Source organism: Streptomyces sp. NPDC006487, assembly GCF_042870555.1.
GTDB lineage: Bacteria > Actinomycetota > Actinomycetes > Streptomycetales > Streptomycetaceae > Streptomyces.
This window is the reverse complement of record NZ_JBIAHN010000014.1, coordinates 208,779-234,244: the sequence shown is the minus strand read 5'-3', so window position 1 is coordinate 234,244 and position 25,466 is coordinate 208,779. Positions and strand designations below refer to the sequence as shown.

General features: G+C 73.0%; 21 protein-coding genes and 1 other RNA gene. 18 read left to right on the top strand and 4 right to left on the bottom strand.

Annotated features, from left to right (window positions below):
- The first annotated feature begins 9 nt into the window (after positions 1–9).
- From ftsX to ssrA, 4 genes are all read left to right on the top strand, one after another.
- Positions 10–933, top strand: a complete 924-nt coding sequence (gene ftsX / locus ACFYM0_RS25735) for a permease-like cell division protein FtsX (protein WP_327252992.1) — start codon at positions 10–12, stop codon at positions 931–933.
- 67 nt (positions 934–1,000) lie between these two features.
- Positions 1,001–2,233, top strand: a complete 1,233-nt coding sequence (locus tag ACFYM0_RS25730) for a S41 family peptidase (protein WP_388505348.1) — start codon at positions 1,001–1,003, stop codon at positions 2,231–2,233.
- Between the two features lie 18 nt (positions 2,234–2,251).
- Positions 2,252–2,737 carry an SsrA-binding protein SmpB gene (gene smpB, locus ACFYM0_RS25725; RefSeq protein ID WP_266908355.1) on the top strand — a complete coding sequence of 162 codons (486 nt, stop codon included), beginning with the start codon at positions 2,252–2,254 and terminating at the stop codon, positions 2,735–2,737.
- Positions 2,738–2,864: 127 nt separating this feature from the next.
- Positions 2,865–3,253, top strand: a transfer-messenger RNA (tmRNA) gene (gene ssrA / locus ACFYM0_RS25720).
- A gap of 58 nt (positions 3,254–3,311) precedes the next feature.
- Here the strand turns inward: ssrA and ACFYM0_RS25715 are convergent.
- The 3 genes from ACFYM0_RS25715 to ACFYM0_RS25705 are packed head-to-tail and all read right to left on the bottom strand — an operon-like array spanning position 3,312 to position 5,145.
- Positions 3,312–3,569, bottom strand: coding sequence for a Txe/YoeB family addiction module toxin (locus ACFYM0_RS25715; RefSeq protein ID WP_388505344.1), 258 nt, complete (start codon positions 3,567–3,569; stop codon positions 3,312–3,314).
- On the bottom strand, positions 3,566–3,841 hold the full coding sequence (locus ACFYM0_RS25710; RefSeq protein ID WP_388505341.1) for a type II toxin-antitoxin system Phd/YefM family antitoxin: 276 nt from the start codon (positions 3,839–3,841) through the stop codon (positions 3,566–3,568). The genes ACFYM0_RS25715 and ACFYM0_RS25710 overlap by 4 nt, the downstream gene beginning before the upstream one ends.
- A complete protein-coding gene (locus ACFYM0_RS25705; protein WP_388505339.1) occupies positions 3,832–5,145 on the bottom strand; it encodes an MFS transporter in 1,314 nt (437 codons plus the stop codon). Before ACFYM0_RS25705 ends, ACFYM0_RS25710 begins: the two co-directional genes overlap by 10 nt.
- Positions 5,146–5,229: 84 nt before the next feature.
- Between ACFYM0_RS25705 and ACFYM0_RS25700 the strand changes: the two genes are divergently transcribed.
- The 8 genes from ACFYM0_RS25700 (at position 5,230) to ACFYM0_RS25665 (ending at position 15,211) form a co-directional block, all read left to right on the top strand.
- Positions 5,230–6,192: a LysR family transcriptional regulator gene (locus ACFYM0_RS25700; RefSeq protein ID WP_388505337.1), complete on the top strand. Its 963-nt coding sequence runs from the start codon at positions 5,230–5,232 to the stop codon at positions 6,190–6,192.
- 166 nt (positions 6,193–6,358) lie between these two features.
- A complete protein-coding gene (locus ACFYM0_RS25695) occupies positions 6,359–7,729 on the top strand; it encodes a nitrate/nitrite transporter (RefSeq protein WP_388505334.1) in 1,371 nt (456 codons plus the stop codon).
- Between the two features lie 152 nt (positions 7,730–7,881).
- Positions 7,882–9,036: a uroporphyrinogen-III synthase gene (locus tag ACFYM0_RS25690; protein WP_388505443.1), complete on the top strand. Its 1,155-nt coding sequence runs from the start codon at positions 7,882–7,884 to the stop codon at positions 9,034–9,036.
- 71 nt (positions 9,037–9,107) lie between these two features.
- The gene (locus ACFYM0_RS25685) at positions 9,108–9,650 is read left to right on the top strand and encodes a GNAT family N-acetyltransferase (RefSeq protein ID WP_388505332.1); all 543 of its coding nucleotides are present in this window, start codon (positions 9,108–9,110) and stop codon (positions 9,648–9,650) included.
- A gap of 60 nt (positions 9,651–9,710) precedes the next feature.
- Entirely contained in the window at positions 9,711–10,289 is a 579-nt protein-coding gene (locus ACFYM0_RS25680) for a CGNR zinc finger domain-containing protein (protein ID WP_388505440.1), read from the top strand.
- Positions 10,290–10,417: 128 nt separating this feature from the next.
- Complete coding sequence (locus tag ACFYM0_RS25675) at positions 10,418–12,751, top strand: HelD family protein (protein WP_388505329.1); 2,334 nt, start codon at positions 10,418–10,420, stop codon at positions 12,749–12,751.
- 433 nt (positions 12,752–13,184) lie between these two features.
- Complete coding sequence (locus ACFYM0_RS25670; protein ID WP_388505326.1) at positions 13,185–14,609, top strand: NAD-dependent malic enzyme; 1,425 nt, start codon at positions 13,185–13,187, stop codon at positions 14,607–14,609.
- Positions 14,610–14,929: 320 nt separating this feature from the next.
- Positions 14,930–15,211 carry an HU family DNA-binding protein gene (locus ACFYM0_RS25665; RefSeq protein ID WP_007264399.1) on the top strand — a complete coding sequence of 94 codons (282 nt, stop codon included), beginning with the start codon at positions 14,930–14,932 and terminating at the stop codon, positions 15,209–15,211.
- Positions 15,212–15,442: 231 nt separating this feature from the next.
- On the opposite strand, the gene murA is transcribed toward ACFYM0_RS25665, so the two are convergent.
- Positions 15,443–16,786 (bottom strand): UDP-N-acetylglucosamine 1-carboxyvinyltransferase, encoded by a 1,344-nt coding sequence (gene murA / locus ACFYM0_RS25660; RefSeq protein WP_327252982.1) that lies wholly within the window; start codon positions 16,784–16,786, stop codon positions 15,443–15,445.
- 274 nt (positions 16,787–17,060) lie between these two features.
- On the opposite strand from murA, the gene ACFYM0_RS25655 reads away from it, so the two are divergent.
- From ACFYM0_RS25655 to ACFYM0_RS25630, 6 genes are all read left to right on the top strand, one after another.
- Positions 17,061–17,621 (top strand): YqgE/AlgH family protein, encoded by a 561-nt coding sequence (locus ACFYM0_RS25655; RefSeq protein ID WP_388505322.1) that lies wholly within the window; start codon positions 17,061–17,063, stop codon positions 17,619–17,621.
- Positions 17,622–17,684: 63 nt separating this feature from the next.
- Positions 17,685–17,972 carry a DUF3039 domain-containing protein gene (locus ACFYM0_RS25650; protein WP_243337322.1) on the top strand — a complete coding sequence of 96 codons (288 nt, stop codon included), beginning with the start codon at positions 17,685–17,687 and terminating at the stop codon, positions 17,970–17,972.
- 157 nt (positions 17,973–18,129) lie between these two features.
- Positions 18,130–19,779 carry a beta-N-acetylhexosaminidase gene (locus tag ACFYM0_RS25645; protein WP_388505319.1) on the top strand — a complete coding sequence of 550 codons (1,650 nt, stop codon included), beginning with the start codon at positions 18,130–18,132 and terminating at the stop codon, positions 19,777–19,779.
- Between the two features lie 358 nt (positions 19,780–20,137).
- Positions 20,138–21,070, top strand: a complete 933-nt coding sequence (locus tag ACFYM0_RS25640) for a xanthine dehydrogenase family protein subunit M (protein WP_374323622.1) — start codon at positions 20,138–20,140, stop codon at positions 21,068–21,070.
- On the top strand, positions 21,067–23,085 hold the full coding sequence (locus tag ACFYM0_RS25635; protein ID WP_388505316.1) for a (2Fe-2S)-binding protein: 2,019 nt from the start codon (positions 21,067–21,069) through the stop codon (positions 23,083–23,085). Before ACFYM0_RS25640 ends, ACFYM0_RS25635 begins: the two co-directional genes overlap by 4 nt.
- A 44-nt stretch (positions 23,086–23,129) precedes the next feature.
- Positions 23,130–25,424, top strand: coding sequence for a xanthine dehydrogenase family protein molybdopterin-binding subunit (locus ACFYM0_RS25630; protein WP_388505437.1), 2,295 nt, complete (start codon positions 23,130–23,132; stop codon positions 25,422–25,424).
- Positions 25,425–25,466: the final 42 nt, after the last annotated feature.

Sequence of the window (25,466 nt, the reverse complement as noted above, 5' to 3'; positions counted from 1 at the left end):
TGAGACGCGATGCGCGCCCAGTTCGTCATGTCGGAGATCGGGGTCGGTCTCCGCCGCAATCTGACCATGACCTTCGCGGTCATCATCTCCGTGTCCCTGTCGCTGGCCCTGTTCGGCGGGTCCCTGCTCATGCGCGACCAGGTGAGCAAGATGAAGGGGTACTGGTACGACAAGGTCAACGTCTCCATCTACCTCTGCAACAAGAGCGACGCCGAGGCGACCAACGGGGCCTCCTGCTCCAAGGGCGCGGTGACCCCGGAGCAGAAGCAGGCCCTGGAGACCGAGCTCAAGGGCATGGACCTCGTCGAGGCCGTCACCTACGAGTCCTCCGACGAGGCCTTCAAGCACTACAAGGAGCAGTTCGGGCACACCGCCCTGGCCGCGTCCATCACCCCGGACCAGATGCCCGAGTCCTTCCGGGTGAAGCTCAAGCAGCCGGAGAAGTACAAGGTCATCACGACCTCCTTCTCCGGGCGCGACGGGGTCCAGTCGGTGGAGGACCAGCGCACCGTGCTGGACAACCTCTTCAGACTCCTCGGCTACCTCAACATCGCCGCGCTCGGCATCATGCTGATCATGCTGGTGGTGGCCCTGCTGCTGATCGTCAACACGGTGCGCGTCTCGGCCTTCAGCCGTCGGCGCGAAACCGGGATCATGCGGCTGGTGGGCGCCTCCAGCTTCTACATCCAGGTGCCCTTCATCATGGAGGCCGCCTTCGCCGGCCTGATCGGCGCGCTGCTCGCCTGCGGGATGCTCGGCGCGGGCCAGTACTTCGTGATCGACCACGGTGCCGCCCTGCGCGACAAGATGGAGCTCATCAACTTCATCGGCTGGGACTCGGTCCTGACCAAGCTGCCCCTGGTACTCGTGATCGGCGTGCTGATGCCCTCGCTGGCCGCCTTCATCGCGTTGCGCAAGTACCTGAAGGTGTGACGAGCGCCCCGTGAGCGGTACGGCCAACCACCCGTACCGCCGCGGGCCTTGTCCTAGACTCGGCGCCATGCCGGGACTGCCCGCCTTCTGTCTCCGGCCCCGCGACGTGCGTCGCGGGGCCGTTTTGACGTTGGCCTTCCTCGCCGCCGTGGGCGCCGGCGCCTGCACCGGGAGCTGGGACCACCCGGGCCCCGGCCGATCCGAGGGCCCCGCCGCCCTGGTGGCGGGTACGGAGCCTCCCGCGGCCGGGGCCGCACCAGGGGCCCCGCCCGGGCCGCGGGAACCGGCGCACCGCGAGGCGGGCACGGCCGACCGGGACGCGGTGGCCCGCGCGGCCGCCGAGGCCGTCGCCGAGGGCAAGTCCGCGAAGTCGGCGGCCCAGGAGGTCGTCAGCCGCAGCGGGGACCGCTGGGGCGCGGTCTACGACCAGGGGGAGTACGAGGCGTTCGCCGACGACCTGGACGGCCGCTGGACGGGCGTCGGCCTGTGGGCCGGGCGGCTGCGCGACGGCCGCATCGAGATCGACCGGGTCCAGCCGGACAGCCCCGCGGCGCGGGCCGGGATGCGCGCCGGGGACCGGCTGCTCAGCATCGACGGGCAGGTCGTGACCGGGCTCAGGGTGGCCGAGGTGGTGGCACTGCTGCGCGGCGAGGCCGGCACCCCCGTGGTCCTCAAGGTGACGCGCGGCGGGGCCGACCTCACGCAGACCGTGCGGCGCGAGCAGCTGCGCAGCGAGCCGGTGACGGTACGGGAACTGCCCGGCGGGATCACGGTCATCAAGGTCGCCTCCTTCACCCGGGGTTCCGGCGACCGGGTCCGCTCCGCGGTCCGCGCCGCCCCGCCCGGCGGCGGGGTGATGCTCGACCTGCGCGGCAACACCGGCGGCCTGGTCACCGAGGCCGTGACGGCCGCCTCCGCCTTCCTGGACGGCGGGCTGGTGGCGACGTACGACGTGCGCGGCGCACAGCGCGCCCTCTACGCGGCTCCGGGCGGAGATACGGCCCGGCCCCTGGTGGCGCTGATCGACGGCGGCACGATGAGCGCGGCCGAGCTGGTCACCGGCGCCCTCCAGGACCGCGGCCGCGCGGTCGCGGTCGGTACCCGCACCTTCGGCAAGGGCTCGGTGCAGATGCCCACGGAGCTGCCGGACGGATCGGTGGCGGAGCTGACGGTGGGCACGTACCGCACTCCGGCGGGCCGCAGCCTCGACGGTGCGGGCATCACCCCGGACCTGGCGGCGGCGGACCGGGTCGAGGAACGGGCCCGCACGGTATTGGGTGGCATCGGGGTGGGTCCGTAGTGCGAAAATGACCGCACTATGGCTAAGGAAACAGGGCGCAAGCTGATCGCCCAGAACAAGAAGGCGCGGCACGACTACACGATCATCGACACCTACGAGTGCGGCCTCGTGCTCACGGGTACCGAGGTCAAGTCCCTGCGTCAGGGCCGTGCCTCGCTGGTGGACGGCTTCGTGTCGGTGGAGAGCGGCGAGGCATGGCTCTACAACGTGCACGTGCCGGAGTACAGCCAGGGCACCTGGACCAACCACAGCGCGCGGCGCAAGCGCAAGCTCCTCCTGCACCGCGAGGAGATCGACAAGCTGGACTCGAAGACGGGGGAGACGGGCAACACGATCGTGCCGCTCGCCCTGTACTTCAAGGACGGCCGGGCGAAGATCGAGATCGCGCTGGCGAAGGGCAAGAAGGAGTACGACAAGCGGCAGTCGCTGCGCGAGAAGCAGGACACGCGCGAGACGAACCGGGTGATCTCGGCCGTCAAGCGCAAGGAGCGCGGCCAGCTTTAATGTCCTGGCAGAGTGTGGTCCACGTCGCGTACCATGGCGTCAGCACCACGCGCTTGCGAGTGGCGCCGGTCGAGCGGGACGCATGGAGAGCGCCTGCTGGATCTCATAACTGAACAGCGTGAAACATGGGGATGATCGGTTTCGACAGCGGATGTCGATGTAGGGGAAGCGAGCCGAGAAAGCGGCAATGATCTCGTTAACCATATGTCGCAAACAATAATCGCCAACTCCAAGAGCGATAACTCCCGCTTCACCCTCGCTGCCTAATAACAGTGAGCTGAAGCCTCTGTGAGGAGCGTCAGCCCGGAAGTGGTCCCGGTCCGGATCCTGGCGTCAATTAGGGATCTAAACCTCTAACTCCGGTCACGGGGGATAGAGGGAAATCAAACAGTGACTGAGCCCGTCGGAGACTTGTCCGTGTGATCTCCGGGGCCGAGAAAAGCGCAGCGGAATGCGCTCGGAGAAGCCCTACTTCTGCACCGTTGGACGCGGGTTCGATTCCCGCCATCTCCACAACCCCCATGTTGGGCAAGGCCCCGCGGCCGTCAGGCTGCGGGGCCTTTGTCGTGCCCTGTCAGTAGTGGTAGCGGGCCTTGAGGATCTTCACTTCCTTCTCGTCCGCCCGGTAGACGAGCCGGTGTTCGTCGTCGATCCGGCGGGACCAGTAGCCCGAGAGCTCGCCCTTCAGGGGTTCGGGTTTGCCGATCCCGCCGAACGGGTCCCGCTGGATCTCGCCGATCAAGCGGGTGATCCTGCGGGCCGTCTTCCGGTCCGATGCAAGCCGGAAGAGGAAATCGTCCCAGGCCGCCGGGTCGAAGCGGACGCTCCTCACTCCTCGCCCCCGGCCATCTCCTTCAGCTCGTCCAGTGTCCTGGTGACGGTGGCCGCACCCTCGCGGTCGCGGGCCACGGCTTCCATCAGGCGCTTCGCGTTCTCCGGCGAGCGGAGGAGGTAGACGGTCTCCTGCCAGGAGTCGTAGTCGTCTGCGGCCATGAGGACGGCGTCGCCGCCCTTGGACGTGATGCGCACCGGAGTGTGGTCGGTGTTGACGCGCTCGATGAGCGGGAACAGGGTCGCTCGGGCCTCGCTGGCGCTTATGGACATGGCGTCACTCCATTCTCGACGGTGCCCGACTGCCGTACCAGTCTCGTACGGAAATCTGGTACGAGTCGCCCGCTGCCCAGGGGGAGGGCCAGCAGGGCTGCCACCGCCGGGAGGGCGTACGGGGCGGTCGTGCCCAGGTGGTCGATCGTGAAGCCGGCGGTCGCCGAGCCCAGCGAGATGCCCGCGAAGATCGCGGTGACGGCCAGGGTCATTCCTTCGTTGAGCCGGTCCGACGGGATCACGGCGTGGATCCGGGACATGGCGGTGACCATGACCGGAGCCGTGGCCATGCCGGCCGCGAGCAGGGCCGCCGCGAGGGCCGCGACCGAGCCGGTGGCCGCCGCCGCCCAGGGCAGTGCCATCGCCCCGGCCAGGACGGCCAGGCAGGCCGGCAGCCCGCGCGGGCGCAGGGTGCCGTAGAGCAGGCCGGCCAGGCAGGAGCCCGCCGCCTGGAGGGCGATGACCGGGCCCGAGAGCGCGCCGAGGCCGTGGCCGCCGAGGTGGGCGACGGAGGTGATCTCCAGCGAGCCGAACATCGTGCCGAGGACGAAGAAGAGCGGCAGCAGCCGCCCCAGGCTCCGGAGCGGGGACTTGCCGCGGACCGGCGCCGCCGCCGGGGGCTCCGTGGCGCGGTGGGCCGTGAAGACCAGCATCCCGGTCAGGAGCAGCGCGGCACCGGCGAGCGTGCCCGCTTCCGGGAAGACGGCGGTGCAGAGGAACGCGGCGACCACCGGTCCGAGCATGAATGCCAGCTCGTCCGCGGCCTGTTCGAAGGACATCGCGGTGTGGTGCGCCGCGGGGTCCCCCGCCAGCAGGTGCGTCCAGCGGGCGCGGGACATGCCGCCGATGTTGGGGGTGGTCGCGGTGGCGGCGTAGGAGGCGAAGAGGGTCCAGGCGGGCGCCTCGGTGCGCACGCACGCGACGAGCGAGAGCGAGCCGAGTACGGCGATCAGGGTGGCAGGGACGGCGACGCGGGCCTGTCCGTGCCGGTCGACCAGCCGGGCCGTCCAGGGGGCCACGACCGCGGTGGCCGCCAGACCGGCCGCGACGACCGCACCGGCGAGGGCGTACGAGCCGCGCTGGCCCGCGATCATCATGACGGCGCTGATCCCGAACATGCCCATGGGGAGCCGGGCGATGAGGTTCCCGGTGGTGAAGCCGCGGGTGCCGGGGAGGGCGAACAGCCGCCGGTACGGGCCGGGGGCCCGGGCCGGGCGGCGGCCCGGACGCCCGGGGCCGGGGCCGGGGCCGGGGGCGAGGACCAGGGTGGTGCCGGTGACGGTCATCAGCGGGGTGGTGGGCATGGATCAAGGCTCCGTCCCCGGGGCCGTACGGGTCCAACACCTGTTCGGGGATGATTCACCCCTCCGTGTTGTTAGTCTCCGCGGGTGACGCCCCGAGACGTGGAACCCCGCCTGCTGCGCTCCTTCCTCGCCGTCGCCGAGGAGCTGCACTTCACCCGCGCCGCCGCCCGGCTCTACGTGGCCCAGCAGGCCCTCAGCCGGGACGTGCGCCGGCTCGAACAGACCCTGGGCGCGGCCCTCTTCGTCCGCACCACCCGCGCCGTCGAGCTGACCCCGGACGGGGAGCGGCTGCTGCCCCTGGCCCGGCGCGCGCTGCGGGCGCACGAGGAGCTGTCCGGGGCGTTCGCGGGGCCCCGGCCGCTGCTCGTCGACCTCAACACCGACGGCCCCGGCACCGCGCGCACCGTGCTGGACCGGGCGCGCGAACTCGCCCCCGACTGCGAGCTGATGGCCCGCTTCGAGTCCGGGCTCACCCACGCCGCCGCCGAGGTCGCCGCGGGCCGCCTCGACGTCTCCTTCGGGTACGCCGACGGCCTCGCCCCGGCGCTGCGGGCCCGCCTCGCGCGGATGCCCGTACGGTACGAGCCGCTCGCCGTGCTGCTGCCCGAGGGGCACCCGCTGGCCGGGCTGGACGCCGTACCGCTGGACGCACTGCGCGGGGAGACGGTGTACACCGGGGCCGGGAACCCGCGGACCCTGGAGTGGACCGGGCTGGCGCGCGAGCTGTTCGCCGGGCGGGGCATCAAGTCCGCGCCGCCCGCGCCGGTGGCGGTGGGCAAGGAGGAGTTCCGCCGGGTCATGGCCAAAACGGGCTGTCCCGTCCTCGCCACGGTGGGCTTCGTCGACATGCCCGGCTGCGTCAAGCGGCCGCTGACCGCCCCGGTGCCGCTGTCGCCGCTGTCCATCGTGTGGCGGAAGGGGGCGAGCCATCCCGGGCTGGACGCGCTGCGCCGCGCCGCCGCGGAGCTCGGGGCGGGGCACGGCTGGCTGGAGGTGCCCCCGGACAGCTGGCTGCCCGCGCTCACACCGGCCCCGGGCGGCGGGTGAGTGCAAGGTTTCCCGCCGGTCATCCGGCGGGGACCGGGGCTGAAACGAGCCCTTCCTACGGTCATCACCACGGAGGACGCGACGGGCGCGAAGACGCGACGGGTGCGGCCAGACGCGACGGGACGCGACGAGCGCGACGTGACCGCAGCAGCTGTGGAGGCGTGTGATGACCAGTACGACCGCACCGCGCAAGGGTGGCCGCTGGATCGAGCGGTGGGACCCCGAGGACGAGACGTTCTGGCGGGAGACGGGTGAGAGGACCGCCCGCCGCAACCTGATCTACTCCGTGCTCTCCGAGCACATCGGGTTCTCGATCTGGTCCCTGTGGTCCGTGATGGTGCTCTTCATGGGCCCGAAGTACGGGATCGACCCGGCGGGGAAGTTCTTCCTCATCGCCACCGCCACCTGCGTGGGCGCCCTGGTCCGCGTCCCGTACACCTTCGCCGTGGCCCGCTTCGGCGGCCGGAACTGGACGGTCGTCAGCGCCCTGCTGCTGCTCGCGCCGACGGTCGCCGCCTGGCTGGTGATGGAGCCCGGGACCTCGTACAACACGTTCCTGCTGGTGGCCGCGCTGACCGGGGTCGGCGGCGGCAACTTCGCCTCGTCGATGACGAACATCAACGCCTTCTTCCCGCTGCGGAAAAAGGGCTGGGCCCTCGGCCTCAACGCGGGCGGCGGCAACATCGGCGTCCCCGTCGTCCAGCTCGTCGCCCTGCTGGTCATCGGCACGGCCGGGGCCGGCCACCCGCGGCTGCTGCTCGGCGCCTACATCCCGCTGATCGTGATCGCGGCGGCGCTCGCGGCGCTGCGCATGGACAACCTGGCGCCGGTGCGCAACGACACCGGAGCCGTACGGGAGGCGGTCCGCGACGGGCACACCTGGATCATGGCGTTCCTGTACATCGGCACCTTCGGCTCCTTCATCGGCTACAGCTTCGCCTTCGGGCTGGTGCTCCAGACGCAGTTCGGCCGCACCCCGCTCCAGGCGGCCTCGCTCACCTTCATCGGACCGCTCCTCGGCTCGCTGATCCGGCCCGTCGGCGGGGCCCTCGCGGACCGCTTCGGCGGCGCGTGGATCACCCTGGGCACCTTCGTGTCGATGGCGGCGGCGACCGGAGTGGTGATCCTGGCCTCCGTACGGGAATCCCTGCCGGTGTTCCTGGTCGGCTTCGTGGGGCTCTTCGTCCTCAGCGGGCTCGGCAACGGCTCCACCTACAAGATGATCCCCGGCATCTTCCAGGCGAAGGCGCTGGCCCGCGGAATGAGCGGCGAGGACGCGGCCGCGTACGGGCGACGGCTGTCCGGCGCCTCGATGGGACTCATCGGCGCGGTCGGCGCGCTCGGCGGGCTCGGCATCAACCTGGTCTTCCGGGAGGCGTTCCTGAGCTCCGGCTCCGGCACGGCGGCCTTCGTGACCTTCCTCGGCTTCTACGCGGTGTGCTGCGCCGTCACCTGGGCGGTATACCTTCGCCGGCCCGCCCAGGTGATGATCCCCACGGCCGGTGCGGAAGCGAAGCCGCAGCTCACCTCGGTGTAACGGGCAGCACACCCCGGTTAACGGCACCGAAATACGCGTGAACCGAGCCTGATACGCCCCCAGGGCAGGCTCGGTTCACGCGAACCTCACGAGTGCGTGTGAACGCGACACCGGACCCCGACACCGGACCCCACTGCGCGAGGCAGGTCACCATGCACCACACCCACACCGGTCCGCCGGCCGGCCCGCTCGCCGGATTCACCGTCGGGGTCACCGCAGCCCGCCGGGCGGACGAGCTCATCGCCCTGCTGCGCCGCCGCGGGGCCACCGTGCTGCACGCGCCCGCCCTGCGGATCGTGCCCCTCGCCGACGATGCCGAACTGCTGTCCGCCACCAAGGAACTGATCGGCTGCGCACCCGACGTGGTGGTGGCGACCACCGCCATCGGCTTCCGCGGCTGGATCGAGGCCGCCGACGGGTGGGGGCTCGGCGAAGAACTGCTCGGGCGGCTGCGGGAGACCGAACTGCTGGCGCGCGGACCGAAGGTCAAGGGCGCGATCCGGGCCGCCGGGCTCGTGGAGACCTGGTCCCCGCAGTCGGAATCGCTCGCCGAGGTACTGGACCGGCTGCTCACGGCCGGGGTGGCCGGCCGGCGCATCGCCCTCCAGCTGCACGGGGAGCCGCTGCCCGGGTTCATCGAGGCCCTGCGGGCGGGCGGGGCCGAGGTGGTCGGCGTACCCGTCTACCGGTGGATGGCGCCGGAGGACCTCGGGCCGCTGGACCGGCTGCTCGACGCGGTGGCCTCGGGCGGCGTCGACGCGGTGAGCTTCACCTCCGCGCCCGCGGCGGCCTCCCTGCTGACGCGGGCCGCGGAGCGGGGCGTGCGGGAATCCGTGCTCGGGGCGCTGACCGGTGGATCGGTCCTCTCCGCCTGCGTGGGACCGGTGACGGCCCTGCCCCTGCAGGCGGAAGGAGTGCCCACGGTGCAGCCCGAGCGCTTCCGGCTCGGACCCCTCGTGCAGCTCCTGTGCCAGGAACTCCCGGGCCGCGCCCGTGTCTTCCCGGTGGCCGGACACCGGCTGGAACTGCGCGGCCATGCCGTCCTCGTCGACACCGAGCTGCGCTCCGTCCCACCGGCCGGGATGGCCCTGCTCAGGGCCCTGTCCCGGCGCCCGGGCTGGGTCGTGGCCCGCTCCGAACTCCTGCGCGCCCTCCCCGGCGCGGGCCGCGACGAGCACGCGGTGGAAACGGCGATGGCCCGCCTGCGCGTGGCCCTGGGCGCGCCGAACCTCATCCAGACCGTCGTCAAGCGCGGCTACCGGCTCTCGCTGGACATGGCCGCCGACACGAAGTACGCGGACGCCTGACACCCCCTGCGGCCGGAAGCCGACGGGGCGCCGCTCTGGCCCGGGACCGGGCCGTCCGTTAGCGTGCCCGGATGATCACTGACGGGGTGGAGATGAGGGAGATCCGGGAGGCCGACGCCGCCGGGCTCGCCGAGGTGCTGGACCGCAACCGGGCGTACATGGCCCCCTACGAGCCCCTGCGGACCGCGGGCTTCTACACCGAGGCCGGCCAGCTGGAGCGGATCGAGGGCCTGCTCGCGGACCGGGACGCAGGGCGGGCGCGGCCGTACGTGCTGATCGGGAACGGCGTGCCGATCGGGGCGATCAACCTCGGCTCCATCGCCCTCGGGCCGCTGCGCAGCGGCGGCATCGGCTACTGGGTGGACCAGGCATGGGCCGGCAGGGGGGTGGCCACCGCCGCCCTGGAGGAGCTCTGCCGGATCGCCCGCGACGAGGTCGGGCTGCACCGGGTCGAGGCGGGGACCCGGATCGAGAACCTTGCCTCGCAGCGGGTCCTCGCGAAGGTGGGCTTCGAGCAGTACGGGCTCGCGCCCCGCTACCTGCACGTCGGCGGGGACTGGCAGGACCACCGGCTCTTCCAGCGGCTCCTCAACGACGACCCGCCCGCCCCCTAGCCGACTGCCCGCGGGACGGGCACTCTGGGGGCACGCCCCGAGTGGGAGGCGGTGACGGGCATGTGGTTCGACTCCGGGCGGGTCTGCCTGGACCTGGTGGCTACTTTTTCGCCCCTCGGACACCCCGGGGGCACCGAGGGGATCCGGGACGGAGACGGGCTTCGGCTGTGGCTCACCGGAGCCGGGCTGGTGCCCGACCGGACGCCGCTCAGCCGCGTCGGGGACGACTGGGTGCGGGCCTTCCGGGTGCTGCGCGCCGACGTCGAGAGCCTCGTACGGGCCGAGCTGGCCGGAGCCGCGCCGCCCGGGCCCGCACTGGCCCGGGTCAACGCGGCGGCCGCCGGTCCACCCCCGGGACTGTGTGCCGTACAGGACCAAGAAGGGCACCTCGTCCGTGAGTTGTGCGGCGGCGTCGGATGCGCCGGGCTGCTCGCCGCCGTGGCCCGGGACGCCGTCGAACTGCTCACCGACCCCGGCGAACGGGCGCTGCTGCGCACCTGTGAGGGCGACGGCTGCGCCCGCGTCTACCTCGACACCTCGCGCGGACACCGCCGCCGCTGGTGCTCCAGCGAGCTCTGCGGCAACCGCGAGCGCGTCGCCCGCCACCGGCGGCGCGTCCTCGAATCCCGCCCCGGCTGACGCCGCCCGCGGCGCCCGCCGGGCGTGATCTTCGTCCTGATCCGCGAGCCGTCCCGGAAGGGGCGTGCGCACACGGGCCCCTTCGCGTACGGTTGACGGCTGCCCATGCACGTCAGAAAGGGGCCTTGGTGGCCGCGCAGAATGCCGCTGTCGACAGCACGGCGGATTCCGTCCGCGATCGGGAGATCGCGGTCGAGCAGACGCATCTCGATCACGTGTACCGACGCCTTGAGGAGAAGATCCACGAGGCGGAGTTCCTGATGAACGACGCCGCCAAGCGTGGCCAGGTCGGCACGCCCGGCGCCCTCGCGGAACGGGACGCACAGGTGTTCCGCGCCGGGATCCACCTCAACCGTCTCAACAACGAGTTCGAGGACTTCCTGTTCGGCCGCATCGACCTGGTCCTCGGCAAGGACGGGGAGCGGGGCCCCGACGGAGCCTTCACCTCCGTCGAGCCCGCCGACGACGCGATCCGTACCGACCTCACGGCCGATATCGCCGAGACGCTCCACATCGGCCGCATAGGAGTCCTCGACTCCGACTACGCGCCGCTCGTCATCGACTGGCGCGCCCCCGCGGCCGCGCCGTTCTACCGGTCCACCCCCAAGGAGCCGGGCCGCGTCGTACGCCGCCGCGTCATCCGCTCCAAGGGCCGCAAGGTGCTCGGGGTCGAGGACGACCTGATGCGCCCCGAGGTGACCGCCTTCCTCGACGGGAACGAACTGCCCGTCATCGGCGACGGCGCGCTGATGGCCGCCCTGGGGCGGGCCCGCACCCACTCGATGCGCGACATCGTCTCCTCCATCCAGGCCGAGCAGGACCTCGTCATCCGGGCGCCCGCCGCCTCGGTCGCCGAGGTCGCGGGCGGACCCGGCACCGGCAAGACCGCCGTCGCCCTGCACCGTGCCGCCTACCTGCTCTACCAGGACCGCCGGCGCTACTCCGGAGGCATCCTGATCGTCTCCCCGACCCCGCTGCTGGTGGCCTACACCGAGGGCGTCCTGCCCTCCCTCGGCGAGGAGGGCCAGGTCGCCATCCGGGCGCTCGGCTCGCTCGTCGACGGGGCCGAGGCGACCACGTACGACGACCCGTCCACCGCACGCGTCAAGGGCTCGTCCCGGATGCTCAAGGTGCTGCGCAAGGCCGTACGGGGGGCACTGGAGTTCGGCGGTCCCGGCGGGACCCCCGCCCCCGACCGGCTGCGCGTGGTGGCCTTCGGGCGCCGCCAGGAGCTGGAGGCCCCCGACCTCGACCGGATCCGGCAGAACGTCCTGTCCGGCACCGCACCGGTCAACCTGCTGCGCCCGCGTGCCCGCAAGCTCCTGCTGGACGCGCTGTACTCCAAGTCCGGCGGGGCCGGCCGGCACAGCGACCCGGAGCTCGCGGCCGAGCTGCGCTCCGCCTTCGACGAGGACATCTCGACGGAGGACGCGTTCATCGACTTCCTGAACGCCTGGTGGCCCGAGCTGACCCCGCGCGGGGTGCTGGCGTCCATGGCGGACGAGCGGCGCCTGTCGCGCTGGTCGCGCCGGGACCTGAACCCGCGCGAGACCCGTCAGGTGGCGCGCTCCCTGCGCCGGGTGGGCCCGGACGGCAAGGGCGCCCTGTCGGTGCACGACGTGGCGCTGCTGGACGAGCTCCATCAGCTGCTGGGCGCGCCCGCGCGGCCCAAGAAGAAGCGGCAGATGGATCCGCTCGACCAGCTCAGCGGGCTGGAGGAGCTGATGCCCACCCGCGAGGAGACCCAGTGGGAGCGGGCCGAGCGGCTCGCGGCGGAGCGCACCGAGTACGCGCACGTCATCGTCGACGAGGCGCAGGACCTGACGCCGATGCAGTGGCGGATGGTCGGCCGCCGCGGCCGGGGCGGCACGTGGACGGTGGTCGGTGACCCGGCGCAGTCCTCGTGGACCGATCCGCAGGAGGCGGCCGCCGCGCGCGACGAGGCGCTGGGCACGCGGCCGCGGCGCAAGTTCACCCTGACGGTGAACTACCGCAACCCGGCCGAGGTCGCCGAGGTCGCCTCGCGGGTGCTGAAGCTGGCGGCGCCGGGCACGGAGCCGCCGACGGCGGTGCGTTCCACGGGCCTGCGGCCGCGCTTCACGGCGGTGACGCGGGATCTGCGCTCCACCGTCGTGGAGGAGACCCGGCGGCTGCTGGAGCAGGTCGACGGCACGGTCGGCGTGGTCGTGGCCATGGACCGGCGCGCGGAGGCCGCGGGCTGGCTCGCGGACCTGGGGGAGCGGGCGGTCGCGCTGGGCAGCCTGGAGGCGAAGGGCCTGGAGTACGACGCCACGGTGGTCGTCTCCCCGGCGGAGATCGCGGACGAGTCCCCGGCCGGTCTGCGGGTGCTCTACGTGGCCCTGACCCGTGCGACGCAGCAGCTGACGGTGATTTCCACGGACCGGGACGCCCCGGACGCGGAGGGGGTCGCGGCGCTGCTGCAGCCATCGGGCCCGTCGTAGGGCCGGTTGGTCGGCGGCCAAGGGCGTGGTCCCCGCAACCGGTCTGCGGTGGGGGGATCACTTCCGGCGAACCTTTGTTAGCCTGGGTTACGGCACCGACTCGATCCAAGCCCCCGGGCCCAACCTTAGTCGCCTAGAGCGACCACTTGCCGCGAGGCGAGCATGGCGGGTCGGTGTCGCAGACGTAGGAAGCACCAGGTCCGCGTCCTCCACTCAGTGGGGGGCGCGGACCTTTTTGTATGGGCCACCCATTCCGCAGACCCCGGAAATCTCGTATGGTGGAAGAGTTCTTCCGAAATTTGTAGCTGGTTACCTTGTACCGGCTGGTAGGTGGGACGATCGGACAACAGGTCCTGCCAGTCCTGCCATGTTCTCGGCGGCGCAGCGCGGGACCCTGTGTGTACAGAACCAGGGACAGAAGAGGAACACGGCCATGGCAACGGCGCCCAGCGTCTCGTACTCGATGACGGTCCGTCTGGAAGTCCCCGCGAGCGGTACCGCGGTCTCCCAGCTCACCACCGCCGTGGAGTCCTCCGGTGGCTCGGTCACCGGCCTCGACGTGACCGCATCCGGCCACGAGAAGCTCCGTATCGACGTCACCATCGCCGCGACGTCCACGGCGCACGCCGACGAGATCGTCGAGAAGCTCCGCGGGATCGAGGGGGTCAGCCTCGGCAAGGTCTCCGACCGCACCTTCCTGATGCACCTCGGCGGCAAGATCGAGATGCAGTCGAAGCACCCCATCCGCAACCGCGACGACCTCTCGATGATCTACACCCCGGGCGTGGCCCGGGTGTGCATGGCGATCGCCGAGAACCCCGAGGACGCCCGGCGCCTGACCATCAAGCGCAACTCCGTCGCAGTCGTGACGGACGGCAGCGCCGTGCTGGGCCTCGGCAACATCGGCCCGATGGCCGCGCTGCCCGTGATGGAGGGCAAGGCGGCCCTCTTCAAGCGCTTCGCCGGCATCGACGCCTGGCCGATCTGCCTCGACACCCAGGATTCCGACGAGATCGTCGCCATCGTCAAGGCGATCGCCCCGGGCTTCGCGGGCATCAACCTCGAGGACATCTCCGCGCCCCGCTGCTTCGAGATCGAAGCCCGGCTGCGCGAGGCCCTCGACATCCCCGTCTTCCACGACGACCAGCACGGCACCGCCATCGTGGTCCTCGCCGCCCTCACCAACGCACTGCGCGTGGTGGGCAAGGCCGTTGGCGACGTCAAGGTGGTCATGTCGGGCGCCGGCGCCGCCGGTACGGCCATCCTCAAGCTGCTCCTCGCCGCGGGCGTCAAGAACGCCGTCAGCGCCGACATCCACGGCGTGGTGCACGCGGACCGCCCCGACCTCGTCGACGCGGCCGCGGACTCCCCGCTGCGCTGGATCGCCGACAACACCAACCCCGAGGGCTACACGGGCACGCTGAAGGAGGCCGTGGTCGGCGCCGACGTGTTCATCGGCGTCTCGGCCCCCAACGTCCTCAGCGGCGATGACGTGGCCGCCATGGCGGAAGGCGCGATCGTGTTCGCGCTCGCGAACCCGGACCCCGAGGTGGACCCGGCGATCGCCCGCCAGACCGCCGCCGTCGTGGCCACCGGCCGTTCCGACTTCCCGAACCAGATCAACAACGTGCTGGTCTTCCCGGGTGTCTTCCGCGGCCTGCTGGACGCCCAGTCGCGCACCGTCAACACCGACATGATGCTGGCCGCCGCGACCGCCCTGGCCGACGTGGTCGGCGAGGACGAGCTGAACGCGAACTACATCATCCCGTCGGTCTTCAACGACAAGGTCGCGGGCGCGGTCGCAGGAGCCGTCCGCAAGGCGGCCTCCGCGGCTGTGACGCCGCCCACCTCCGTCTGATCCCCGGCGCGTCGCGGGATGCGGGCCCCCCGGGCCGCCCATAGGGTTGCGGGGATGCCCGCGTGGCCCGCGGTCCGCGTCTCCGGACACCCATCCGGACGCCTTCTGGTGCGGACGGAGCGTCACCGCGGCGTGACTGTGGCGCTTTTCGTGTGACCCCGGTGGGTGCCGGATTGGCTTTCCCGCCGGTGGTGGGGGCAGGATGCGTAACCGGGCGAGAGGGTCTGACGTCAGACCCGGGTCCGGGGACTGTCCTAGGGCCCTGGCAGCATCGGCTTCGATCTCACGCCTCTAAGGCACGTTGAACACGGGAGTACAACATGAACCGCAGTGAGCTGGTGGCCGCTCTGTCCGAGCGCGCCGAGGTGACCCGCAAGGACGCCGACGCCGTTCTGGCCGCGCTCGCCGAGACCGTCGGCGAGATTGTCGCCAAGGGCGACGAGAAGGTCACCATCCCCGGCTTCCTGACCTTCGAGCGCACCCACCGTGCCGCTCGCACCGCGCGCAACCCGCAGACCGGCGACCCCATCCAGATCCCGGCCGGCTACAGCGTGAAGGTCTCCGCGGGCTCCAAGCTCAAGGAAGCCGCCAAGGGCAAGTAGTCCGCCCTTGTGCCGAGGGCCTCACCGGCCCCCGGGACGGCAGGAGTACGCAGTAGTACGTAGTACGCGAGAGGCGGCCGCCCGGCACCGGGTGGCCGCCTCTCGGCGCTCCCGGCACCACGAGTGGCCTCCGGGAGCCAGAACGCCCCCACAGGCCCCGTACGGGGCCTGTGGGGGCGTTCTGGGTCGGTCTGCGTGGATCTACGGCGTACCGGCGTACCGGAGCGCCGGTCAGACGAGGTCGCCGCCCGGGAGCTCGACCTTGGCGCCCAGTTCCACGAGCTTCTCCATGAAGTTCTCGTAGCCCCGGTTGATCAGGTCGATCCCGTGCACCCGCGAGGTGCCCTCGGCGGCGAGCGCCGCGATCAGGTACGAGAACCCGCCGCGCAGGTCCGGGATGACGAGGTCGGCGCCCTGGAGCTTGGTGGGCCCCGAGACGACGGCCGAGTGCAGGAAGTTGCGCTGGCCGAAGCGGCAGGCGCTGCCGCCCAGGCACTCCCGGTAGAGCTGGATGTGCGCGCCCATCTGGTTGAGCGCGGAGGTGAATCCCAGACGGGACTCGTAGACCGTCTCGTGGACGATCGACAGGCCGGCGGCCTGGGTCAGCGCCACGACCAGCGGCTGCTGCCAGTCCGTCTGGAAGCCGGGGTGGACGTCCGTCTCCAGCGCGATGGCGTTGAGCGGGCCGCCCGGGTGCCAGAAGCGGATGCCGTCGTCGTCGATCTCGAACGCCCCGCCGACCCGGCGGAAGGTGTTCAGGAACGTCATCATCGAGCGCTGCTGGGCGCCGCGCACGTAGATGTTGCCGCCGGTGGCGAGGGCCGCGGAGGCCCAGGAGGCGGCTTCCAGCCGGTCCGGGAGCGCCTTGTGGTTGTAGCCGCCGAGGCGGTCCACACCGGTGATCCGGATGGTCCGGTCGGTGTCGACGGAGATGATCGCGCCCATCTTCTGCAGGACGCAGATGAGGTCTTCGATCTCCGGTTCGACGGCGGCGTTGCTGAGCTCGGTGACGCCCTCGGCCAGGACGGCCGTCAGCAGCACCTGCTCGGTCGAGCCGACCGACGGGTAGGGCAGGCGGATCTTGCAGCCGCGCAGTCGCTGCGGGGCCTCCAGGTACTGACCGCCCTCGCGCTTCTCGATGGTCGCGCCGAACTGGCGGAGCACCTCGAAGTGGAAGTCGATCGGCCGGCCGCCGATGTCGCAGCCGCCGAGGCCGGGGATGAAGGCGTGGCCGAGGCGGTGCAGCAGCGGGCCGCAGAAGAGGATCGGGATCCGCGAAGAGCCCGCGTGCGCGTCGATGTCCGCGACGTTCGCGCTCTCGACGTGCGAGGGGTCGAGCACCAGCTCGCCCGGTTCGTCACCGGGGCGGACGGTCACCCCGTGCAGCTGGAGCAGCCCGCGCACGACCCGGACGTCCCGGATGTCGGGGACGTTGCGCAGCCGGCTGGGCTCGCTGCCGAGCAGGGCCGCGACCATCGCCTTGGGTACGAGGTTCTTCGCGCCGCGGACACGGATCTCGCCCTCGAGCGGAGTTCCGCCGTGGACAAGCAGTACATCGTCACTGATGCCGGTCATGAATCTCGCGTTCCGGAGAGGGGTGGGCAGGGGGGCCAGTGAAAAGGGTAAGGGGCATGACCCCCCTGTTCGTAAGGCTGACGGGGCCGTAGGACTGTCATGAATTCGGTACAACACCCTGGGTGCCCGCCAGGTGGCGGAGCGTCTCCTTCCGCCCGGGGTCCGCGCGGCGGCCCGTACGCGCCCCGAATTGCCGCCGTGCGCCCTGAGCTGCGTACGTTCCGGATGCGCCGCCCACTCCCCCTCGCGGGCGAATGTGCGAGACCATGGCGCCATGACCGAGGTGTCCTCCCTCACAGGGCGGCTGCTCGTGGCCACCCCCGCCCTCGCGGACCCGAATTTCGACCGCGCGGTGGTGCTGCTGCTCGACCACGACGACCAGGGCTCGCTCGGCGTCGTCCTCAACCGCCCCACCCCGGTGGGCGTCGGTGACGTCCTGCTGCCCTGGGCTCCGCTGGCCAAGGACCCCGGAGTGGTCTTCCAGGGCGGCCCGGTGGCGCTGGACTCCGCGCTGGGCCTGGCCGTCATCCCGGGCGAGGAGGGACCGCTCGGCTGGCGCCGCGTGCACGGGGCGATCGGCCTGGTGGACCTGGAGGCCCCGCCGGAACTCCTCGCGGCGGCCCTGGGCGGCCTGCGCATCTTCGCCGGGTACTCGGGCTGGGGCCCGGGGCAGCTGGAGGAGGAACTGGGCGTGGGCGCCTGGTACGTGGTCGACTCCGAGCCCGGCGACGTCTCCTTCCCCGACCCCGAGCGGCTCTGGCGCGCGGTGCTGCGGCGCCAGCGCAGCGACCTGGCCATGGTGGCCACGTACGCGGACGACCCGTCGCTGAACTGAGCCCGCGGCCGGGGCGCCCGCCACGGATCCCTCGCGCGCGAGGGACTCGGTACCCTGGCAGTCATGAGCACTCTTGAGCCCGATCGCGGGACTGGTACGGGGACCCTCGTAGAGCCGACGCCGCAGGTGTCCCACGGCGACGGCGACCACGAGCGCTTCGCCCACTACGTCCAGAAGGACAAGATCATGGAGAGCGCGCTCGGGGGCACCCCCGTCGTCGCGCTCTGCGGCAAGGTCTGGGTGCCGGGCCGGGACCCGAAGAAGTACCCGGTCTGCCCCATGTGCAAGGAGATCTACGAGTCCATGGGCCCCGGCGGGGACAAGGACAAGGGCGGCAAGGACGGGAAGTAGCAGCCGTCCGGCCCTCCTGGAGCGGGACGAAGGCCCTCGGTGCGCAGACGTGCGCACCGGGGGCCTTTTCCGTGCCCCCGGGGCGGGTTAGGGTCGCCGCGTCAGCGCCCTGTGAAACGTACGTTGCGCCTGGTGCAACGGTGAAGGAGTCGAGGCCATGCCCGAGTTGATCCCGCGGCCGCGGTACGCGCGATTCCTGCCCGACGGCGGCACCTGCGAGCTCGCCGACCCGCTCCTCGACGCCCCGCCCGGCACCGAGGGCGCGGCCCGCTGGCTGCGCCGCGAGCTCGGCGACGCCACCGGCTGGACGCTGCCGGCCCCGGTCCGCGGGGAGGCGTACGGCGAACGCCCGGTGATCCGGCTCGCGCTGCGCCCCGGGATCGCGCGGGGGACCGGGGCGGAGTCGTACGAACTCCACGTGGCGCCCGGCTTCGTCCTCCTGGAGGGCGCCGACCCGGCGGGCCTCTTCTACGCCGCCCAGACGCTGCGTCAGCTGCTCGGGCCCGACGCCTTCCGGCGGGCGCCGCTTCCCGGCGCGGTGTGGCGGCTGCCGGTCGGGGACCTCCTGGACGGCCCCCGCTTCGGCTGGCGCGGGCTGATGCTCGACGTGGCCCGGCACTTCATGCCCAAGGACGGGGTGCTGCGCTACATCGACCTGCTCGCCGCCCACAAGCTCAACGTGCTGCACCTGCACCTGACGGACGACCAGGGCTGGCGCGTGCAGATCGAGCGCTACCCGAAGCTCACCGAGGTCGGCGCCTGGCGGGCCCGCAGCCGGCGGGGCCACCGGGCCTCGCCGCTGTGGAACGAGACGCCGCACGGCGGCTTCTACACCCGGGAGGACATCCGCGAGATCGTGGCCTACGCCGCCGAGCGGCACGTGCGGGTGGTGCCCGAGATCGACGTGCCCGGGCACTCGCAGGCCGCGATCGCCGCGTACCCGGAGCTCGGGAACACCGACGTGGTGGACACGGCCGCGCTCGGAGTGTGGGACGACTGGGGCATCAACGAGAACGTGCTCGCGCCCACCGAGGCCGTCCTGCGGTTCTACGAGGGGGTCTTCGAGGAACTGCTGGAGCTGTTCCCGGCAGAGGTCTCGCCCTTCGTGCACATCGGCGGCGACGAGTGCCCCAAGGCGCAGTGGAAGGCCTCCGAGGTCGCGCAGGAGCGGATCCGCGAGCTGGGCGTCGACGGCGAGGACGGTCTGCAGTCCTGGTTCATCCGGCACTTCGACGGCTGGCTCGCCGAGCGCGGCCGCCGGCTCATCGGCTGGGACGAGATCCTGGAGGGCGGACTGGCCCCCGGAGCGGCCGTGTCCTCCTGGCGCGGCTACGCGGGCGGGATCGCCGCCGCCGAGGCCGGCCACGACGTGGTGATGTGCCCCGAGCAGCAGGTGTACCTGGACCACCGTCAGGCGGGCGGCGAGGACGAGCCGATGCCCATCGGGTACGTACGGACATTGGAGGATGTGTACCGTTTCGAGCCGGTACCGCCGAAGCTGTCCGAAGAGGCCGCCACCCACGTACTGGGAGCGCAGGCCAACGTGTGGACCGAGGTGATGGAGGACCAGAGCCGCGTCGACTACCAGACGTTCCCGCGCCTGGCGGCCTTCGCCGAGGTGGTGTGGTCCCGGCTGCCGCGGCCCGAGGAGCGGGACTACGCGGACTTCGAGGCGCGGATGACGGCGCACTACCGGCGCCTGGACGCCCTCGGGGTCGACTACCGGCCGCCGGGCGGCCCGTTGCCGTGGCAGCGCAGGCCCGGAGTCCTCGGACGCCCGATCGAGGGAGCGCCCCCGAACGTGTGACGAGCCCCCCGCGGGGATGAGCCGGGGCGGCGGCGGGGGCGGCGGCACCGGGGCGGGAACGCGGCGCCGCCCGCGCGGGATCGAGGCCGGATCGATGCCGGAGCGAGACCCGGTCACGGCCGGATCGCGGCCCGGTCCCGGCCGGATCACGCCGGTGCCGCGCGGGTGGTGCGGGGGCCGCAGGGGGGCCGCACACGGGGCTTCGCGGGTGGTGTCGCCGGTGGTGCGCGGGCGGTGGACCCTCGCGTCCGGTGCTCCGGAAGATGTGCCAGAGTTGCCACGTCCCGGCGGTGAGCACGTACCGTACGGCGGACAGGCGTGAGCGCCGGGACCGGGACATCGGGAAGGGGCAGCTGGGTTGACCACGCACGCACCGCACGCACCGCAGGCACGGGACTCGTCCCAGGGGCCCCGCAGCGACCCGCGGGCGGGGAACGCGGAGCAGTCCGTGACGCTGCCGGCCTCGCTCGACGAGGCCGTGGCGGCGCTCGCGGCCATGCCCGCCGCCGTCCCCGTGGCGGGCGGCACCGACCTCATGGCCGCCGTCAACGCGGGACTCCTGCGCCCCGCCGCGCTCGTGGGCCTCGGCCGGATCAACGAGATCCGCGGCTGGCAGTACCAGGACGGCCACGCGCTGCTCGGCGCCGGCCTCACGCACGCGCGCATGGGCCGGCCGGACTTCGCCGCCCTCATCCCGGCCCTGGCCGCCGCCGCACGCGCCGCGGGCCCGCCGCAGATCCGCAACGCCGGCACCCTGGGCGGCAACATCGCCACGGCCGCGCCGACGGGTGACGCGCTCCCCGTGCTGGCCGCGCTGGAGGCCGTACTCGTCATCGTCGGGCCCGGCGGATCGCGGCGCGAGATCCCGGTCTCGCACCTGCTGGCCGGCCGGGAGATGCTCCGCCCCGGAGAGCTGATCGGCTTCGTGCGGGTGCCGTTGCTGCACGCGCCGCAGGTGTTCCTCAAGGCCACGGGCCGTACGGGACCGGGGCGCGCGGTGGCGTCCGTCGGGCTCGTGCTGGACCCCGCGCGCCGGGGTGTGCGCTGCGCGATCGGCGCGGTCGCCCCGATGCCGCTGCGGCCGCTGGAAGCCGAGCAGTGGGTCGCTTCGTTGATCGACTGGGACGGGGACCGCAGTCTGGCCCCCGAGGCGCTGGAAGCGTTCGGCGAGTACGTCGCGGCGGCGTGCGTACCCGACCAGGGGGAGCCGGTGGCTCCCGCAGTACTGCATTTGCGGCGGACGGTGGCCGTGCTGGCACGGAGGGCCCTGGGGAGGGCGCTGAGCTCATGAGCGAGAACGAGAACACGGGCCCCGCGGGTCCCACGGGACCTGCGGGACCCCACTGGGGCTGGGAGCCGGTGCCGCACGGCGGCGAGTACGACTCCGACGCGACGGCCTTCGTGAAACTGCCGCAGGACATGCTGGACGCGCTCGGCACCGGGGAGCCCCTCGCGGCCCCCGGGCACGGCTACGTGCCGCCGCCGATGATCGTGCCGCTGGGCAGCGGGAGTACGGATCCGGCGGCCACGGGCACGTGGACGATCCCGGTGCAGTGGCCGGAGGCGGGTTCGGCGGCTCCGGCGGACGCCGGTGCGGCCGCGGGAACTTCGGGGGCCGCGGCGCGGGCTCCGATCCCCGCGTCGGTGCCGATTCCGGCGTCGGTGGCCGCGGCGTTCGCTGAGCCGGCGGCGGAGCCGGTGGCCGAGCCCGTCGCGGAGCCCTTCGGGCAGCCCCGCGCGGAGCCCTTCGCCGAGTCCTACGCGGAGCCGTTCGGCGAGTCCTTCGCGGAGCCCTTCGCGGAGCCCTTCGCGGGGAACCGGTCCGGTGTGCACGAGCCGGGGTCCACCGCCGAGTGGCGGTTCCCCGAAGCGGTGGCCAGCGACGTGTGGACCCCGGGCGGCGGGGGCGACACGGGCAGCTTCGGGCAGCTCGCGGCCTCGGCCGACTGGAGCCAGGCCCCCGCGACGCTGCCCGGCGGGGCCGCGGCTCCGTGGGCGGCCCATCCGGACTTCGAGGGTGCGCGAGGGTACGCGGCGCAGCAGCCGGGCGGGGACGGTCCGGGCTCCGACGGTCCGGGCTCCGGCCAGCCGGGTTCGCCGCTGGGCTCGGACCCGCTGGGCTCGGACCCGCTGGGCTCCGGGGTGCTTCCCGGGGCTTTCGCACCGGCCGGCGGCCCCTTCGGCTCCACCTCGGCCCCGAGGCGCGGACCGCGCGTGCTGGGCGGCCCGGGGGTCGGTACCCCGCTGGACGGCGAGCCGGGCTACCCGGCCCCGCACGACATCGAAGCCGCCCACGGCCCGGCGCAGGTCCCGGACTCGGGGGAGCGGCAGCATCCGGGGAACGAGGGCGAAGCCCGGGCGGGTGACGAAGCCCGGGGTGATGGCGAGGCCGAGGCCGTCGCGGGCGAAGCCGGGGATCAGGCCGGAGCCGGAGCCGGAGCCGTGGTCGTGGAGGCGGAGCAGGGTGACGGCGGAGCCGTGCCGGCCGGCGGCGGAGCCGGGGCCGCGCCCGCGCCGGGTGCGGACGACGCCGACCCGGCTGTCGGGACGGCACCGGCGGAGACGGCCGAAGGGGCTCCGGGCGAGGGGGCGACGTACGAGGAAGAACCCACCGGCAGAGGCGATGGAGCGGACGCCGCGGCCGTCGCCCAGCACGAGCACCCGTCGGCCTCCTACGTCCTGCGCGTCAACGGCGCCGACCGCCCCGTCACCGGCGCGTGGATCGGCGAGTCCCTCCTCTACGTGCTGCGCGAGCGCCTCGGCCTCGCCGGCGCCAAGGACGGCTGCTCGCAGGGCGAATGCGGCGCCTGCGCCGTGCAGGTCGACGGCCGACTCGTCGCCTCCTGCCTCGTCCCGGCGGCCACCGCGGCGGGCAGCGAGGTGCGGACCGTGGAAGGTCTCGCGACCGACGGGGAACTGTCGGACGTACAAGAGGCGTTGTGCAGGTCGGGTGCGGTGCAGTGCGGGTTCTGCGTCCCCGGCATGGCCATGACCATCCACGATCTGCTGGAAGGCAACCACGCCCCCAGCGAGCTGGAGACCCGCCAGGCCCTGTGCGGCAACCTCTGCCGCTGTTCCGGCTACTCGGGCGTCATCGAGGCCGTCCGCGAGGTCGTCGCCGAGCGCGGATCGGCGGCCGAAGCGGCTGCCGCGGCGTCCGCCGAGGCCCGGATCCCGCACCAGGCCCCGCCGGGCGAGGGCGGCGTCCACGGGAACCAGGGCAACCACGGGAACCACGGGATGCTTGGCAACGGCAACCACGGCAACCACGGCAACCACGGCAACCACGAGGGAGGCACGGCGTGAGCGCCCACGACGCGGCGACGGTCCCGGTATCGGTCACGACACCGGTGCCCGAGGGCGCGGACCCCTCGGAGTCGGCGGTCCCGCGCGGCATCGGCGCGTCCGTACCGGCCACCGACACCCGGGCCAAGACCGAGGGCACCTTCCCCTACGCCGCCGACCTGTGGGCCGAGGGCCTCCTCTGGGCCGCCGTGCTGCGCTCCCCGCACGCCCACGCCCGCATCCTCTCCATCGACACCTCCGCCGCCGCCGAGATGCCCGGCGTGCGCGCCGTCGTCACGCACGCCGACGTCCCCGGCGCCACCACCCACGGCCGCCGCATCGCCGACCGGCCGGTCTTCGCGCACGACGTGGTCCGCCACCACGGCGAGCCCATCGCCGCCGTCGCCGCCGATCACCCGGACACCGCACGCCTCGCGGCCGCCGCGATCGCCGTCGAGTACGAGCTCCTCGACCCGGTCACCGACCCCGAGCAGGCCTTCGGCGCCCCCGACCTGCACCCCGACGGCAACCTGATCCGGCACATCCCGCTGCGCTACGGCGACCCCGAAGCCACCGGCGAGGTCGTCGTCGAGGGCCTCTACCGCATCGGCCGCCAAGACCCCGCCCCCATCGGCGCCGAGGCCGGCCTGGCCGTGCCGCGCCCCGACGGCGGCGTGGAGATCTACACCGCCTCCACCGACCCGCACACCGACCGCGACCTGGCCGCCGCCTGCTTCGGCCTCGAACCGGACCGCGTACGGGTCGTGGTCACCGGGGTCCCGGGCGCGACGGCCGACCGCGAGGACGCCGCCTTCCAGCTCCCGCTGGGCCTGCTCGCCCTGCGCACCGGCTGCCCGGTCAAACTGGCCGCCACCCGCGAGGAGTCCTTCCTCGGCCACCCCCACCGCCACCCCACGCTGCTGCGCTACCGCCACCACGCGGACGCGGACGGCCGGCTGGTCAAGGTCGAGGCCCAGATCCTGATGGACGCGGGCGCGTACGCCGACGCCTCCTCGGAATCCCTCGCCGCGGCGGTCGCCTTCGCCTGCGGCCCGTACGTCGTCCCGCACGCCTTCGTCGAAGGCTGGGCGGTCCGCACCAACAACCCCCCGTCGGGGCACGTGCGCGGCGAAGGCGCCATGCAGGTCTGCGCGGCCTACGAGGGCCAGATGGACAAGCTGGCGGCCGCCCTCGGCATCGACGGCGCCGAACTTCGCCTGCGCAACGTCCTGGCCACCGGCGACCTGCTCCCGACCGGCCAGACCGTCACCTGCCCCGCCCCCGTGGCGGAACTCCTGCGCGCCGTCCGCGACTGCGAACTCCCGCCGCTCCCGAAGGACACCCCGGAGGAGGACTGGCTGCTCCCCGGCGGCCTGGAGGGCGCCGGGGAGCCGGGCGCGGTGCGGCGCGGAGTCGGGTACGGGGTCGGCATGGTCCACATGCTCGGCGCGGAGGGCACCGACGAGGTGTCCACGGCCACCGTGAAGATCGTCGGCGGGGCGGCGACGGTCATCTGCGCGGCCGTCGACACCGGCCAGGGCTTCTCCACGCTCGCCCGCCAGATCGTCCAGGAGACCCTCGGCGTGGACGAGGTCGTCACGGCCCCGGTCGACACCGACCAGCCGCCGGCGGGCCCCGCCGCCCACGGCCGCCACACCTGGGTCTCGGGCGGCGCCGTCGAACGGGCCGCGAAGATGGTCCGTACGCAGCTCCTCCAGCCGATGGCCCACAAGCTCGGCATGTCCACCGAACTCCTCCAGATCGCGGACGGCCGGATCACCTCGTACGACGGAGCCTTCTCCACGACCGTCGCGGAGGCGATGGAGGGCAAGGAACTCTGGGCCACGGCCCAGTGCCGCCCCCACCCGACGGAGCCGCTGGACGGGGACGGCCAGGGCGACGCCTTCGTGGGCCTCGCCTTCTGCGCGATCCGCGCGGTGGTCGACGTGGACATCGAGCTCGGCTCGGTACGCGTCGTGGAACTCGCGGTCGCCCAGGACGTGGGCCGCGTCCTGAACCCCCGCCAGCTGGCGGCCCGTATCGAAGCGGGCGTCATCCAGGGCGTGGGCGCGGCCCTCACGGAGAACCTCCGCACGGCCTCCGGCCTGATCCGCCACCCCGACCTCACGGGCTACGCCCTGCCCACCTCCCTGGACGCCCCGACGGTCCGCATCGTCAAGCTCGTCGAGGAACGCGACGTGGTGGCCCCCTTCGGCGCCAAGCCGGCGAGCGCCGTCCCGGTGGTCACGGCCCCCGCGGCGGTGGCCTCGGCGGTCCGCGCGGCCACGGGCCGCCCGGTCAACAGGCTCCCGATCCGGCCCTCGGCGGCGGTGGCGGCGGTGGCGGCGCCCAACTCCTGACCCTCCGGCCCTGATTGCATCCGCAACCCAGGACTTGGGTCC

Excerpts from the sequence above, each read along its gene's own strand:
- ftsX (WP_327252992.1), top strand. The coding sequence starts at position 10 with ATGCGCGCCCAGTTCGTCATGTCGGAGATCGGGGTCGGTCTCCGCCGC.
- ACFYM0_RS25730 (WP_388505348.1), top strand. The coding sequence starts at position 1,001 with ATGCCGGGACTGCCCGCCTTCTGTCTCCGGCCCCGCGACGTGCGTCGC.
- smpB (WP_266908355.1), top strand. The coding sequence starts at position 2,252 with ATGGCTAAGGAAACAGGGCGCAAGCTGATCGCCCAGAACAAGAAGGCG.
- ACFYM0_RS25710 (WP_388505341.1), bottom strand. The coding sequence starts at position 3,841 with ATGTCCATAAGCGCCAGCGAGGCCCGAGCGACCCTGTTCCCGCTCATC.
- ACFYM0_RS25705 (WP_388505339.1), bottom strand. The coding sequence starts at position 5,145 with ATGCCCACCACCCCGCTGATGACCGTCACCGGCACCACCCTGGTCCTC.
- ACFYM0_RS25695 (WP_388505334.1), top strand. The coding sequence starts at position 6,359 with ATGACCAGTACGACCGCACCGCGCAAGGGTGGCCGCTGGATCGAGCGG.
- ACFYM0_RS25690 (WP_388505443.1), top strand. The coding sequence starts at position 7,882 with ATGCACCACACCCACACCGGTCCGCCGGCCGGCCCGCTCGCCGGATTC.
- ACFYM0_RS25685 (WP_388505332.1), top strand. The coding sequence starts at position 9,108 with ATGATCACTGACGGGGTGGAGATGAGGGAGATCCGGGAGGCCGACGCC.
- ACFYM0_RS25680 (WP_388505440.1), top strand. The coding sequence starts at position 9,711 with ATGTGGTTCGACTCCGGGCGGGTCTGCCTGGACCTGGTGGCTACTTTT.
- ACFYM0_RS25670 (WP_388505326.1), top strand. The coding sequence starts at position 13,185 with ATGGCAACGGCGCCCAGCGTCTCGTACTCGATGACGGTCCGTCTGGAA.
- ACFYM0_RS25665 (WP_007264399.1), top strand. The coding sequence starts at position 14,930 with ATGAACCGCAGTGAGCTGGTGGCCGCTCTGTCCGAGCGCGCCGAGGTG.
- murA (WP_327252982.1), bottom strand. The coding sequence starts at position 16,786 with ATGACCGGCATCAGTGACGATGTACTGCTTGTCCACGGCGGAACTCCG.
- ACFYM0_RS25655 (WP_388505322.1), top strand. The coding sequence starts at position 17,061 with ATGACCGAGGTGTCCTCCCTCACAGGGCGGCTGCTCGTGGCCACCCCC.
- ACFYM0_RS25650 (WP_243337322.1), top strand. The coding sequence starts at position 17,685 with ATGAGCACTCTTGAGCCCGATCGCGGGACTGGTACGGGGACCCTCGTA.
- ACFYM0_RS25645 (WP_388505319.1), top strand. The coding sequence starts at position 18,130 with ATGCCCGAGTTGATCCCGCGGCCGCGGTACGCGCGATTCCTGCCCGAC.
- ACFYM0_RS25635 (WP_388505316.1), top strand. The coding sequence starts at position 21,067 with ATGAGCGAGAACGAGAACACGGGCCCCGCGGGTCCCACGGGACCTGCG.